Origin of the sequence: Streptomyces sp. NPDC058665 (genome assembly GCF_042714995.1) — a bacterium.
GTDB lineage: Bacteria > Actinomycetota > Actinomycetes > Streptomycetales > Streptomycetaceae > Streptomyces.
The window spans coordinates 52719-66289 of the sequence record NZ_JBHXRX010000021.1 but is presented as its reverse complement, the minus strand read 5'-3'; the positions used below and the strand labels follow the sequence as shown (position 1 = coordinate 66289).

Sequence of the window (13571 nt, the reverse complement as noted above, 5' to 3'; positions counted from 1 at the left end):
GTTCGGTCCGCCCGGCCCCCCTCCAGAAGAAAGAGGCCCACGGCACACCTGGCCCATGCGCCGCCCACGTGACCCCCCGGCCCCTTAGTCTGGTTCGCGCACGCCGTCGCTGCGGCGCGGGGCGGGGAACGGGTACGGGTACGGAACGGAAGGGACAGCATGTACGGCTGGATCTGGCGGCATCTGCCGGGCAACGTGTGGGTGCGTGCGGTCATCGCGCTCGTGCTGGCGCTGGCGGTCGTCTTCGTGCTGTTCCAGTACGTCTTCCCCTGGGCGGAGCCGATCCTCCCGTTCGGGGACGCGACGGTGACCGGCGCGGGAGGCAGGACATGAGCGGCGCCCGCGTCCTGGTCGTGGACAACTACGACAGCTTCGTCTTCAACATCGTCCAGTACCTGTACCAGCTCGGCGCGGAGTGCGAAGTGCTGCGCAACGACGAGGTGTCCACGGCGCACGCCCAGGACGGCTTCGACGGGGTGATGCTCTCCCCCGGTCCCGGCGCGCCCGAACAGGCCGGTGTCTGCGTCGACATGGTGCGCCACTGCGCCGCCACCGGCGTCCCCGTCTTCGGGGTCTGCCTCGGCATGCAGTCGATGGCGGTGGCGTACGGCGGTGTGGTCGGCCGCGCCCCCGAACTGCTGCACGGCAAGACCTCGCTGGTCACGCACGAGGGCAAGGGTGTGTTCGCCGGGCTGCCCTCGCCCTTCACGGCCACCCGCTACCACTCGCTCGCGGCCGAGCCCGCCGACCTGCCGGACGAGCTGGAGGTCACCGCGCGTACGGCCGACGGCATCATCATGGGTGTGCGCCACCGTGAACTGCCCGTCGAGGGCGTGCAGTTCCACCCCGAGTCCGTACTGACCGAGCACGGTCATCTGATGCTGGCCAACTGGCTCGCGCAGTGCGGTGATCCGGGCGCCGTAGGCCGGTCGGCGGGCCTGGCGCCGGTGGTGGGCAAGGCGGTCGCGTGACCGCACTCCGCCCCGAGCACGACGCGGGATACGGCGCCTCGTACGGGCAGCGCGAACCGTACGAGGAAGCCGCCGCGTTCGAGGCGGCGGTGGACGGACTCGCGGATCCGCTGAACGATCCGCTTCCCGGGCAGGCCCCCGTGCCGCCGCCCGCCGCGACTCCCCCCGGTCCCTGGGCGGCGGGGGACGGGATATCGGGGCAGCCGCCGGCGGAGCGGGAGTGGTCGGGGTACGGGCCGTATCCGTACGCGACAGAGGCGCCCGCCGGGTACGGGCAGGACTGGGCGTCGCAGGTCGCGCCCGAACCGGTGGCGGTGCCGATTCCCCCACAGGTGCCGACGCCCGCTCCCGTACCGGAGCCGGGACCGATGCCCCCTTCCGTACCGGAGCCCGATCCCGGTGCGCCGTACGTTCCTGTCCAGGGCGACCCGGCCACCGGCCTCCGTACGGAGGCGGCCGAGGTCGCCGGGGAAGCCACGGCACTGCTTCCCACCGTCTCCGAATCCGGCCAGGACCCGCCGGTGCGGTCCGAACCCGCCACCGGGGGCCGCGCCGAGCGGCGTAAGGCGGCCAAGGGCGGCCGTGGAGGCGGCCATAGGCGCCCGGGGGGCGCCGGGAGCCCCGCGGGCTCTCCAGGGGCCTCAGCGCCCGGCAGGCCGCTCTCCCGCGTCGAGGCGCGGCGTGCCGCCCGTGCTCTCAAGGACAGTCCGGGGGTGATTCTCAGCCGCGCGGTCGGCGAGATCTTCATCAGCCTCGGTGTCCTGATGCTGCTGTTCGTGACGTACCAGCTGTGGTGGACGAACATCCAGGCCGATCTGTACGCGGGCAAGCAGACGGACAAGATCCAGGACGGCTGGGCGAAGGGCCGTCAGCCCGGGGCCTTCGAGCCCGGCCAGGGTTTCGCGATCATGCACATCCCCAAGCTGGACGTGGTCGTGCCGATCGCCGAGGGCATCGACAAGGCGCAGGTCCTGGACCGGGGCATGGTCGGCCACTACTCGGAGGGCAGGCTCAAGACGGCCATGCCCTCCGACAAGCAGGGGAACTTCGCGGTCGCGGGACACCGCAACACCCATGGTGAGCCGTTCCGTTACATCAACCGCCTGAAGCCCGGCGACAAGATCATCGTGGAGACGCAGGAGTCGTACTACACGTACGACATGGCGAGCATCCTCCCGCAGACCGCGCCGTCGAACGTGGGTGTCATCGGTCCCGTGCCGCCCGGCTCCGGGTTCTCGGAGCCGGGGCGATACATCACGTTGACGACCTGTACGCCGGAATTCACCAGTACGTATCGAATGATCGTGTGGGGCAAGATGGTTGAGGAACGGCCACGCGGTAAGGGAAAGCCCGACGCTCTCGTCGGCTGAACCCGGCCGGCCGGATCGCGACGGAGACAGGGACCAGGGGACGGGTGCTGTGGCAGCGGCAAGAGAGCACGACGGCGGGGACGCGAGCACACCCGAAGAAGCCGGGAAAACCGATACATCCGCGACAACTGGGGTGGCCGATCCGGAGCTTGGGCCTTCTGCGCCGGAGCCGGCGGCATCTGAGCCCGCGGCCGGGCCTTCGGAGCCGGAGCCCGTTCCGCCCGCGCCCCGGGTGCGTCCCCGGAGCCGTACCGCCTCCGTCGTCAGCGTCTTCGGCGAACTCCTCATCACCGCGGGCCTGGTGCTCGGTCTCTTCGTCGTCTACTCGCTGTGGTGGACGAACGTGCTCGCCGACCGCGAGGCCACGAAACAGGGCAACGAGGTACGCGACAACTGGGCCGAGGGCCGCGGCGGCCCCGGCGCCCTCGACATCAAGAACGGGATCGGCTTCCTGCACGTGCCCGCGATGAAGAACGGCGAGGTCCTCGTAAAGAAGGGCACGGATCTCAAGTCCCTCAACAACGGGGTCGCCGGCTACTACACCGACCCGGTCAAGTCCGCGCTGCCCTCCGCGAAGGAGGGGAACTTCTCGCTGGCCGCGCACCGCGACGGGCACGGCGCGAAGTTCCACAACATCCACAAGCTCAAGACCGGTGACGCGATCGTCTTCGAGACGAAGGACACCTGGTACGTCTACAAGGTCTTCAAGGACCTCCCGCAGACCTCCAAGTACAACGTGGACGTGCTCAAGCCGGTCCCCAAGGAGTCGGGCAAGAAGAAGCCCGGCCGCTATCTGACCCTCACGACGTGCACGCCCATCTACACGTCCGACTACCGCTACATCGTCTGGGCCGAGCTGGAGCGCACGGAGAAGGTCGACGCGGACCGCACGAAGCCGGACGAGCTGCGCTGAGCGACTGCTGAGCCACCGCAGCGGTACCGGTCACCGGGAACACGAAGAAGCCCCGGCATCCTCAAGAGGATGCCGGGGCTTCTTCACCTCCTTAGGAGGGGACGGCCTCAGCCGCCGAATCCACCTTGACCGCCGATGAATCCTCCGCCTCCGTTGTCGCCGCCCCCGTTGTTGCCGCCGGTCGGTGCCACGAACAGCGTCACCGTGCTGCCCTTGTCGACCGGCTGGTTGCCGCCCGGGTTGGTCGCGATCACCCGTGCGTTGGGGTCGTCCGGCGAGTTCGGCGCCAGTGCGACGGCCAGGCCGAGCGCCTCCAGCTGGGCCTTCGCCTCGGCGACGGTCTTGCCCGCGAGGTCGCCGGGGATCTGCACCTTCTCCGGCTGCTGCGGCCCCTTCGAGACCTGGAGCGTGACCTGACTGCCCTTGGGCGCCTTGGTGTTGCCCTCCGGGCTCTGGCCGACGACCGTGTTCGCGGGCTTCTCGGAGTCCACGTCGGTACGCGCGACCGTGAAGCCGAGCGTTTCGAGCTGGCTCTTCGCCGCGTCGAACGCCTGGTCCGTGACCGGTGGCACCTGGACCTGCGCCTGCTTGGCGACGGAGAGCGTGACTGTCGCGCCCTTCTCCGCCTCCGAGCCGCCGGATGGCTTCTGGCTGACGACGGTGCCGGGGTCCTGGTCGCTCTCGACCTGCTTGGTCTCGACCTTGAAGTCGGCTTCCTGAAGAGTCTTGGTGGCGTCCTCGACGGTCTCGTCGGCGACGTCGGGCACCTGGACCTTCGGAGCGCCCTCGGAGACGACGACCTGGATGGTGTCGCCCTGCTCCATCTTCTGACCGGACGCCGGCTGCTGGGAGCAGATGGCGCCCTTGGGCTGGTCGCAGCGGTCCGTCCCGGACTGGGCGACTTCGACCGACGCGTTGCTCGCCAGCCCCTTCGCCTCCTCCAGCGTCTCCCCCACGAGCTGCGGCACGGTGACCTGCTGGGTGCCGCTGTTGTCGCCGCCGAAGACCGCCTTGCCGATCAGGATGGCGCCCGCGAGCACTAGGACGCCGGCGAGGATCAGCAGGATCGTCGAGGTGTTGGACTTCTTCTGCCGGCGCCGGTCGGGACGGTCGTCGTAGTTGCCGTAACCGCCGTCGTCGGGGTTGACCGGCGGCATCATCGACGTCTGGCCGCCGCCGGGCGGGGCGGTGCGCAGAGCCGTGGTGGGCTGGTCGTCGGAGCCGCCGTAGCCGCCCGCGTAACCGACCGAGCCCATCGCCGCCGTCGCCGCGACGGGCTGGCCGTCGAGGCAGGCCTCGATGTCGGCGCGCATCTCGTCGGCGGACTGGTACCGGTAGTCCGGGTCCTTGACGAGGGCCTTCAGCACGATCGCGTCCATCTCGGGCGTGATCTCGGGGTCGAAGTTGCTCGGCGGCTGCGGCTCCTCCCGTACGTGCTGGTACGCCACGGCGACCGGTGAGTCACCGATGAAGGGCGGGCGCACGGTCAGCAGCTCGTAGAGCAGACAGCCGGTGGAGTACAGGTCGGAGCGCGCGTCGACCTGCTCGCCCTTGGCCTGCTCGGGGGAGAGGTACTGCGCGGTGCCGATGACCGCGGAGGTCTGGGTCATCGTCATGCCGGAGTCGCCCATGGCGCGGGCGATGCCGAAGTCCATGACCTTGACCTGGCCGGTGCGCGTCAGCATGACGTTGGCCGGCTTGATGTCGCGGTGGACGATCTGGGCCCGGTGCGAGTACTCCAGCGCCTGGAGGATCCCTACGGTCATCTCCAGCGTGCGCTCGGGCAGAAGTCTGCGTCCGGAGTGCAGCAGCTCGCGCAGAGTGGACCCGTCGACGTACTCCATCACGATGTACGGGATGGACACCCCGTCGACGTAGTCCTCACCCGTGTCGTAGACAGCGACGATCGCGGGGTGGTTGAGCGAGGCGGCCGACTGGGCCTCTCGGCGGAACCGGGCTTGGAAGGACGGGTCGCGGGCGAGGTCGGCCCGCAGCGTCTTCACAGCGACGGTGCGGCCGAGCCGGGTGTCGTGCGCGAGGTACACCTCGGCCATGCCACCACGGCCGAGCACCGAGCCCAGCTCGTACCGGCCGCCGAGGCGACGCGGCTCTTCCATACTGTTCCAGCCCTCTCCGTCTGTCCCGACCGCACCGGTGTGCGGTCCGGCGGTGTGCTGTTCGCGCATACGCTACCGGGCACGCCGCATCCGGTCCGACCGTCCCTGGTAGCTGATACAGGACTGGTACTTGAATGGCCACATATCGGTGGTTAACGCACCTGGCCCCGGCGGTGAGCCAAGTCACCGGTGGGACATTGCCGTCCGAATTCCGATTTCGCCGGCATTCCACCGCCACCTCCCGCCGAGTTCGGTGTAGAGGGAAACTTCTCCGGTTTCCGCCGGCGGTTCCCCGCCGGGTCCGACAATGGCCCGGACAGCTTCGACAACTGTCCGGGCCATTACGGAATGTCCTGACTACTTCTTGCTGTCGATCACGGCCTTCATGACGTCCTTGGCGATCGGGGCGGCGAGACCGCCACCCGAGATGTCGTCGCGGACCGCGTCGCTGTCCTCGACCACGACGGCGACAGCCACCGGCGACCCGTTCTCGCCCTTGGCGTAGGAGATGAACCAGGCGTACGGGTTCTTGCTGTTGTTCTCGCCGTGCTGCGCGGTGCCGGTCTTGCCGCCGACCGTGACGTCGGGGATCTTGGCGTTCGTACCGGTGCCCTCGTTGACCACCGTCTCCATCATCTCCTGGAGCATCTGCGCGTGCTCCTGGCTGACGGGCTGGCCCATCTCCTCGGGCTCGGTCTTCTTGATGACGTCCAGGTTCGGGGCTTCGAGCTGGTCGATCATGTACGGCTTCATCAGCTTGCCGTCGTTGGCGATGGCGGAGACGACCATGGCCATCTGGAGCGGGGTGGTACGGGTGTCGAACTGCCCGATGGAGGAGAGCGCGGTCTGCGAATCGTTCAATTCCTCGGGGAAGATCGAGGCGTTGGCGCGGACCGGAACGAACTGTTCTTCGTTGAAGCCGAATTTCTTCGCGGTCTCCAGCATGTTCTCCTTGCCGACGTTGAAGCCGAGCTTGCCGAAGACGGTGTTGCACGAGACCCGCAGCGCTTCCCTGAGGGTCGCGTCCTTGCAGGGAATATTGCCCTCGTTCTCCAGCGGGGTCGTCGTCCCCGGCATGATCCATGGGAGCGGGGACTCGGTCTTCGCGTCGATGTCGTCGACGACACCGTGCTCCAGGGCGGCGGCGGCCGTGAGGACCTTGAAGGTGGAGCCGGGCGGATACGTCTCGCGCAGCGCGCGGTTCAGCAGCGGCTTGTCGGGATCGTCCTTGAGCTTCTCCCACGCCGGGGTGTCCGAGTCGAGGGAGTTGCCGGCGAACGTCGAGGGGTCGTACGAGGGGGTGGACGCCAGCGCGAGGATCTTGCCGGTGCCCGGTTCGATCGCGGCGACAGCGCCCTTCTTCTTACCGAGACCTTCGAAAGCGGCCTTCTGGGCGGCGCCGTTGAGGGTCGTGACGACGTTGCCGCCCTTCTCCTCGTCGCCGGTGAACATCGCCATCGTGCGGTCGAAGAAGAGCTGGTCGTCGTTGCCGGTGAGGATGCCGTCCTCGATGCTCTCGATCTGCGTGGCACCGAACGCCTGTGAGGCGTATCCGGTGACCGGCGCCCACATCGGACCGTCGAGATAGGTCCGCTTGTACTTGAAGTCGGTGTCCTTCGTCTTGGCGGAGCCGGTTATCGGCTTGCCGTCCACAACGATGTTGCCGCGTTCCTTCGCGTACCGCTCGATGAGTACGCGGCGGTTCTTCTCATGAGTGTTGAGTTCGTCGGCCTCGATGTACTGGAGCCAGTTGGTACGCACCAGCAGCGCCAGCACGAGCAGTCCGCAGAAGATCGCGATGCGGCGCAGGGGCTTGTTCACGGTCGGACCACCTGGGTCATCTCGGCGTCGGGTGAGGGTGCGGGCGCCGGGGCGGGACGGCGCGCGGTGTCGCTGATCCGGATGAGGATGCCGATCAGCGCCCAGTTGGCGATCACCGACGAACCACCGGCCGCGACGAACGGCATCGTCATACCGGTCAGCGGGATGAGGCCCATGACGCCGCCTGCGACGACGAAGACCTGGATGGCGAAGGCGCCGGAGAGGCCGATCGCCAGGAGCTTGCCGAAGGGGTCGCGGGCGGCGAGCGCGGTGCGTACGCCACGTTCCACGATCAGGCCGTAGATCAGCAGGAACGCCATCATGCCCGCCAGGCCGAACTCCTCGCCGACGGTGGAGAGAATGAAGTCGGAGTTGGCCGCGAAGCCGATCAGGTCGGAGTTGCCCTGGCCGAGTCCGGTGCCGAGCGTGCCGCCGGCGCCGAAGGACATCAGCGCCTGGCCGATCTGGTCGCTCTGCTCCCAGGTGGACTCCGCGAAGGGGTTGAGCCAGAACTCGACGCGCTGCTGGACGTGCGGCTCGAACGTGGCGACTCCGACAGCGCCCGCGGCCGACATCACCAGACCGAAGACGATCCAGCTGGTCCGCTCCGTGGCGACGTACAGCATGATCACGAAGAGACCGAAGAAGAGCAGCGAGGTACCGAGGTCGGTCTCGAAGACCAGGATCAGGATCGACATGGCCCAGACCGCGAGAATCGGGCCGAGGTCACGGCCGCGCGGCAGGTAGAGGCCCATCACCCGGCGGCTGGCGAGCGCGAGGGCGTCGCGCTTCACCATGAGGTAGCCGGAGAAGAAGATCGCGATGATGATCTTCGCGAACTCGCCGGGCTGGACGTTGAAGGGGCCGATGCTGACCCAGATCTTCGCGCCGTTCACCGCCGGGAAGAAGACCGGCAGGATCAGCAGGACCAGCGCCACCGCCATCGAGATGTAGGTGTAGCGCTGGAGGATCCGGTGGTCCTTGAGCAGCAGCAGCACGGCGACGAAGAGCGCGATGCCGATCGCCGAGTACAGCAGCTGCTTGGGGGCGTCCGGGGTGAACGAACCGAAGATGCGGTTGGCGCGGTCGATCAGCCGCGGCGACTGGTCCAGCCTCCAGATGAGGACGAGCCCGAGGCCGTTGAGCAGCGTCGCGAGCGGCAGCAGCAGCGGATCGGCGTACGGGGCGAACTTACGCACCACGAGATGGCCGATACCGGCCAGCAGCCCGATGCCCAGGCCGTACCCGATCATGCCGCTGGGCACTTCGTCGTTGACCGCCAGGCCCACGTTCAGGTAGGCGAAGACGGGGATGACGACGGCGAAGGCGAGCATCGCGAGCTCGGTGTTGCGGCGGCTCGGTGCTTCGATCGCGCCGATGGTGGTCGTGTTGGTGACAACGCTCATGGTGGTGAAGGCCCCTTACGGCCGGCTACTGCTTACCGCAGTTCGAGGCCAGCTTCTGCTCCTCCTCCGAGAGGCTCGGGCCCGGAGTGGGAGTCGCTGTGTTCGGCTTGGTGTCGGTGCTGGTGCCGGCCTTCGGCTTCGTACCGGTCGTGCCGCCGGCCTCGCCCTCGCCGGTGATCGCGTTCGCCGCGCGCTCGGACTCGCGGCGCTGTTCGTCCTTCTTGCACGCGGCGGCCTGCTTGGAGAGATCCTCGATCTTGGTGCGTGCGGAGGCCTTGCTGCCCTCGGCGATCGTGTCCTCGACCTGCTTGCGCTGGTACGGCGGCAGGTACTTGAGTTCGACCTTGGTGAAGTTCTCTTCGACCTTCGACAGGTTGACCCACGCCAGGTCCTGGCTGATGCCCCGGTAGAGCGCGACGTGCTCGTCGTTGGCACCCACGTAGTACTGGGTCTGGGTCCAGCGGTAGCCGCCGTACAGACCGCCGCCGACGACGACGAGTGCGAGCGCGGTGAAGAACGAGCGCTTGAACCACTTGCGGCCCGCGGAACGCGGCTTGGCGAAGTCGTCGTCGTTGTAGGCGCCGAAGCCGGCGTCCGGCGGCATGCCGCCGTAACCGGCTCCGTCTCCGCTGCCCGGCGGGCCGAAGCCGCCCGGCGGCGGCTGGTGCTGCTGCGGTACGGGACGGCCCAGGCCGGCGGCGCGGCCGGCGGGCGTCTGCATCGACGGGTCGCTCTCGGCGGCGTGCAGCTGCTGGTTCTCGGCGACGGCGCCGACGACGACCGGGGTGTCGTTGAGCTGCCCGGCGAGGGTGTCGTTCGACTCGACGTCCAGGACGTCGGCGACGATGCAGGTGATGTTGTCGGGACCGCCACCGCGCAGAGCGAGCTGGATGAGGTCCTGGATGGTCTCCTGCGGGCCCTGGTAGCTCGCCAGGGTCTCTTCCATGGTCTGGTGCGAGACAACGCCGGAGAGGCCGTCAGAACAGATCAAGTAGCGGTCGCCCGCGCGGACTTCACGGATCGAGAGATCCGGCTCGACATGGTCGCCGCTGCCCAGCGCGCGCATCAGCAGGGAGCGCTGCGGGTGGGTGGTTGCCTCTTCCTCCGTGATACGCCCCTCGTCGACGAGGCGCTGCACCCAGGTGTGGTCCTGGGTGATCTGCGTGAGGACGCCGTCGCGCAGGAGGTACGCGCGGGAGTCACCGACGTGTACGAGCCCGAGGCGCTGGCCCGTCCACAGGAGGGCGGTGAGCGTCGTGCCCATGCCCTCCAGCTGGGGGTCCTCCTCGACCATCACACGCAGCTGGTCGTTGGCGCGCTGGACCGCGGTACCGAGCGAGGTGAGGATGTCCGATCCCGGCACGTCGTCGTCGAGCTGCACGAGCGTGGAGATCACCTCGGACGAGGCGACCTCGCCGGCGGCCTGGCCGCCCATGCCGTCGGCGATGGCCAGGAGCCGGGGACCGGCGTAGCCGGAGTCCTCGTTCCCCTCCCGGATCATGCCTTTGTGCGACCCGGCGGCGAAGCGCAGAGAAAGACTCATGCGCGCCTCTCCTGTCGGTTCGCCAGCCGAATGTGGCGCCAGCCGGTCTCGAGCCACACTGCCCACCCTCCGGTCGGGAGCCTGCCGCGGTCCCACGTCAGGACCGCCGCGGCTCGCTCGCTCCGCTCGCTCATTGTCGTACTACTTCCGCAGCTCGATGACGGTCTTGCCGATGCGGATCGGCGCGCCCGGCGGAATCGGTGTCGGGGTGGTGAGCCGGGTCCGGTCGAGATACGTGCCGTTGGTGGACCCGAGATCCTCGACGATCCACTGACCGTCCCGGTCCGGGTAGATCCTGGCATGCCTGCTGGACGCGTAGTCGTCGTCCAGCACGATCGTTGAGTCGTGCGCCCGTCCCAGAGTGATGGTCTGTCCCTGGAGGGCCACCGTGGTGCCGGTGAGGATCCCCTCCGAGACGACCAGCTTCGTGGGCGCCCCCCGGCGCTGCCGGCCGCCCTGCTGCCGCTGTGCGGGCGGCGCGGGGGTCTGGCGGGCGGCGCCCTGCGGCGGCCGTGCGTCGGCGTTGCGGCGTGAGCCGCGCTGCGTGACACGTGTGCCGAACAGATCGCTCCGAATGACCTGGACGGCCACAATCACGAACAGCCACAGAACGGCTAGGAAACCTAGCCGCATGACCGTCAGGGTCAGCTCTGACATTGCCCCCGCTTCACCCTTCGGCTTGCCGGTAAACGATGGTGGTTTGGCCCACGACGATCCGCGAGCCGTCGCGGAGCGTAGCGCGGGTGGTGTGCTGTCCGTCTACCACGATGCCGTTGGTGGACCCGAGATCCTGGATCGTCGAGGGCGTTCCGGTCCGAATCTCGCAGTGCCGGCGCGAGACGCCGGGGTCGTCGATCCGCACGTCGGCGTCGGTGCTGCGGCCCAGCACCAGCGTGGGGCGGGAGATCTGGTGGCGGTTGCCGTTGATCTCGATCCACCGGCGGACCTGGGCGCCCGGCATCGTCCCGGGGGGCGGTGTCGACGGCGCCTGCGCACCCTGTCCCGGGCGTACGGCACCCGGCGGGGGTGCCGACGGCATGGGAGGCGGGGACGATGGCGGATAGCCGTAGCCACCGGGCGGTGCGGCCGGCGGGGCCGCGGGGCCCCGCGCGGGGGCGGGTCCCGGGCCGTGCTCGGGGCCCTGTGACGTACTCGACGCGAGGGTGCGGCTGCGCACCCGGTACAGACCGGTGTCGAGGTCGTCGGCCTTCTCCAGATGGACCTTGATCGGGCCCATGAAGGTGTAGCGCTGCTGCTTCGCGTAGTCGCGGACGAGCCCGGAGAGTTCGTCGCCGAGCTGTCCCGAGTACGGGCTGAGGCGCTCGAAGTCCGGCGCGCTCAGCTCCACGATGAAGTCGTTGGGGACGACGGTGCGCTCGCGGTTCCAGATCGTGGCGTTGTTGTCGCACTCACGCTGAAGGGCGCCGGCGATCTCCACAGGCTGGACCTCGGACTTGAACACCTTCGCGAAGGTGCCGTTGACCAGACCTTCGAGTCGCTGCTCGAACCGCTTCAGGACTCCCATGGGGCACCTCCTTCGTCGTCGCCGTCCTGGTACTGCTTACTGATCGTATCCACGCGTCGGGAAATCGGCTGGTTCCCCTTGTCTGCCCCGTCGATGAGTGTCACCTCTCACACGGATCGTAGAGGCGGCCTCAGGACAGTGTCCCGCACGCGGGGTGCACTCCGGAGGAGTGGGGGGAGGCCGCTTGAGGTTGCTTGTTCCCCGGCCGGGTCGCCGGGACAAACGGATGTGATTCCACGCTGTGCAGCGTGCTAATCTTTTCGATGTCGCCAGGCGATCACACCAGCAGGTGAGAGGCTCGACGGCACACCCAATGCGCGGGTGGCGGAATAGGCAGACGCGCTGGATTCAGGTTCCAGTGCCCGAAAGGGCGTGGGGGTTCAACTCCCCCCTCGCGCACCAGAAGAGACCGAGGAAGCGGGTCTCCGCCAAGGACGAAAGTCCTGGTGGAGGCCCGCTTCTCGTATGTCCGGATCCCGCCGTCGGGGCGTGTGGCCGGTGGTGCGTGCGGTGTTGCCGGTGCGGCTGGTGCGGCTGGTGGCCGGCGTGGGTGGTGCGCGCGGGTGGTGCGGTGACGCATGTCACCGGGCGCGTGCGGAGCGGGGGGTGGAGACGGGCCGGCCCGCACCCGGTACGGTCTTGGGTGCGGGTCGGTCTGCCGGTGTTGCCCCGGTCTGTCCTCGCGGTGTTGCCTGGTCCGTCCTCGCGGTCGGTCCGTCCTCGGGGGTCAGGCGGCGAGGCGGGCGGCGAGGGCCTTGGCCTTCTCGGCGGCCTCTTCCTGCGCCTTCGCGCGGGAGGCCTCGGCGAGCGGGATGAGGTCCGTCATGGCGGGAACCCGGTGGGCCAGGGTCAGTTCGGGAACGATGAAGTCGACCTCGACGCCGAACATGCCGTTCAGCACCTTCTCCAGATAGTTCTGGACGAACTCGAAGTCCTCGCGCGGGGTTCCGGCCGCGTAGGAGCCGCCCCGGCTGGCGACGACCGTGAACGGCCTGCCCTTGATCGGGCTGTCGTCACCGGAGTTGTGGCCGGTGATGATCACGTGGTCCAGCCATGCCTTCAGGGTGGACGGGATCGTGAAGTTGTACATCGGGGCGCCGATGAGAACCGCGTCCGCGGCCGCCAGTTCGGCGGCGAGCTCGGCGCGCAGCGCGTTCTCGGCGCCCGCCGCGACGGCGGCGATGTCCAGGTGCGGCAGCGGGGCTGCCGCGAGATCGCGGTAGACGACCGCGCCTTGTGGGTGCTGCTCACGCCAGCTCTGTACGAACGCGGCGGTGACTTCGCGCGAGGCGGATGCCTGCGGGGAAACGGCGGAGTCGAGGTGCAGCAACGTGGCCATGAGGTTCTCCAGTGGGGTTCACGGATGAGTGGACGTACGAGTGGGTGGTGGGAGCGTCCGGCGGGGTGCCGGTGCTCGCGTTGCCGCACTTTCGTACGTACCTATTGATAACACAGTAGCTTACTTTTTATTAGTTCCTCTTTGGTTCGCAGTACTCTGGAGCCATGGAGGGAAGCCACGGGGACCTGTGCAAGCCGGCGGATGTGGGGATGACCCGCGTCTTCGAGCTGTTCGGCAAGAGGTGGACCGGGTTGATCGTTTCTGTTCTCATGCCGGGCGCCGTGCACTTCGCGGAGTTGAGGCGGGCGATCCCCGGCATCAGCGAGCGCATGCTGTCCGACCGGCTGACAGAGCTGGCGGGCGCGGGGCTGCTCGTACGAGAGGTCGACGAAGGGCCGCCGCTGCGCGTCGCTTATCGGCTTACGGACGCGGGGGCGGCGATGGAACCCGCGCTGGAGGAACTGGGGCGGTGGGCCGAGAAGCACCTGGCCGGCGAGAGCGGCTGCTCGGACACATGCTGAGGCCCGTCGTGCCGTTCGGACCCTGCCGCACCGGCGGGAGCTGGG

At 68.6% G+C, this 13571-nt stretch carries 12 protein-coding genes and 1 tRNA gene; 6 read left to right on the top strand and 7 right to left on the bottom strand.

Annotated features, from left to right (window positions below; translation table 11 throughout):
* Window positions 1-159 precede the first annotated feature (159 nt).
* From ACFWV8_RS16055 to ACFWV8_RS16040, 4 genes are all read left to right on the top strand, one after another.
* Window positions 160-333 carry a hypothetical protein gene (locus tag ACFWV8_RS16055; protein ID WP_384201667.1) on the top strand — a complete coding sequence of 58 codons (174 nt, stop codon included), beginning with the start codon at window positions 160-162 and terminating at the stop codon, window positions 331-333.
* A complete protein-coding gene (locus tag ACFWV8_RS16050) occupies window positions 330-971 on the top strand; it encodes an aminodeoxychorismate/anthranilate synthase component II (RefSeq protein ID WP_329384935.1) in 642 nt (213 codons plus the stop codon). Before ACFWV8_RS16055 ends, ACFWV8_RS16050 begins: the two co-directional genes overlap by 4 nt.
* Window positions 968-2341: a class E sortase gene (locus tag ACFWV8_RS16045; RefSeq protein ID WP_384201663.1), complete on the top strand. Its 1374-nt coding sequence runs from the start codon at window positions 968-970 to the stop codon at window positions 2339-2341. The genes ACFWV8_RS16050 and ACFWV8_RS16045 overlap by 4 nt, the downstream gene beginning before the upstream one ends.
* Before the next feature lie 232 nt (window positions 2342-2573).
* On the top strand, window positions 2574-3254 hold the full coding sequence (locus ACFWV8_RS16040) for a class E sortase (protein ID WP_384201660.1): 681 nt from the start codon (window positions 2574-2576) through the stop codon (window positions 3252-3254).
* A 107-nt stretch (window positions 3255-3361) separates the two neighbouring features.
* Here the strand turns inward: ACFWV8_RS16040 and pknB are convergent, their stop codons facing one another.
* The 6 genes from pknB to ACFWV8_RS16010 form a co-directional block, all read right to left on the bottom strand.
* A complete protein-coding gene (gene pknB, locus ACFWV8_RS16035) occupies window positions 3362-5371 on the bottom strand; it encodes a Stk1 family PASTA domain-containing Ser/Thr kinase (RefSeq protein ID WP_384201656.1) in 2010 nt (669 codons plus the stop codon).
* Window positions 5372-5728: 357 nt separating this feature from the next.
* Window positions 5729-7192: a peptidoglycan D,D-transpeptidase FtsI family protein gene (locus tag ACFWV8_RS16030; protein WP_384201654.1), complete on the bottom strand. Its 1464-nt coding sequence runs from the start codon at window positions 7190-7192 to the stop codon at window positions 5729-5731.
* Window positions 7189-8598: an FtsW/RodA/SpoVE family cell cycle protein gene (locus ACFWV8_RS16025; RefSeq protein WP_329384926.1), complete on the bottom strand. Its 1410-nt coding sequence runs from the start codon at window positions 8596-8598 to the stop codon at window positions 7189-7191. Before ACFWV8_RS16025 ends, ACFWV8_RS16030 begins: the two co-directional genes overlap by 4 nt.
* A 25-nt stretch (window positions 8599-8623) precedes the next feature.
* On the bottom strand, window positions 8624-10141 hold the full coding sequence (locus ACFWV8_RS16020) for a Stp1/IreP family PP2C-type Ser/Thr phosphatase (RefSeq protein WP_384201651.1): 1518 nt from the start codon (window positions 10139-10141) through the stop codon (window positions 8624-8626).
* A 141-nt stretch (window positions 10142-10282) separates the two neighbouring features.
* On the bottom strand, window positions 10283-10798 hold the full coding sequence (locus ACFWV8_RS16015; RefSeq protein ID WP_329384922.1) for an FHA domain-containing protein: 516 nt from the start codon (window positions 10796-10798) through the stop codon (window positions 10283-10285).
* A 10-nt stretch (window positions 10799-10808) separates the two neighbouring features.
* Entirely contained in the window at window positions 10809-11666 is an 858-nt protein-coding gene (locus tag ACFWV8_RS16010) for an FhaA domain-containing protein (RefSeq protein WP_384201647.1), read from the bottom strand.
* Window positions 11667-11981: 315 nt separating this feature from the next.
* Here ACFWV8_RS16010 and ACFWV8_RS16005 point away from each other — a divergent pair.
* Window positions 11982-12068 (top strand) — tRNA-Leu (locus ACFWV8_RS16005).
* 325 nt (window positions 12069-12393) lie between these two features.
* Here ACFWV8_RS16005 and ACFWV8_RS16000 read toward each other — a convergent pair.
* The gene (locus tag ACFWV8_RS16000; protein ID WP_384201644.1) at window positions 12394-13005 is read right to left on the bottom strand and encodes an FMN-dependent NADH-azoreductase; all 612 of its coding nucleotides are present in this window, start codon (window positions 13003-13005) and stop codon (window positions 12394-12396) included.
* Window positions 13006-13169: 164 nt separating this feature from the next.
* Here ACFWV8_RS16000 and ACFWV8_RS15995 point away from each other — a divergent pair, with 164 nt between their 5' ends.
* The gene (locus tag ACFWV8_RS15995) at window positions 13170-13526 is read left to right on the top strand and encodes a winged helix-turn-helix transcriptional regulator (RefSeq protein WP_384201641.1); all 357 of its coding nucleotides are present in this window, start codon (window positions 13170-13172) and stop codon (window positions 13524-13526) included.
* The last annotated feature ends 45 nt before the right edge of the window (window positions 13527-13571 follow it).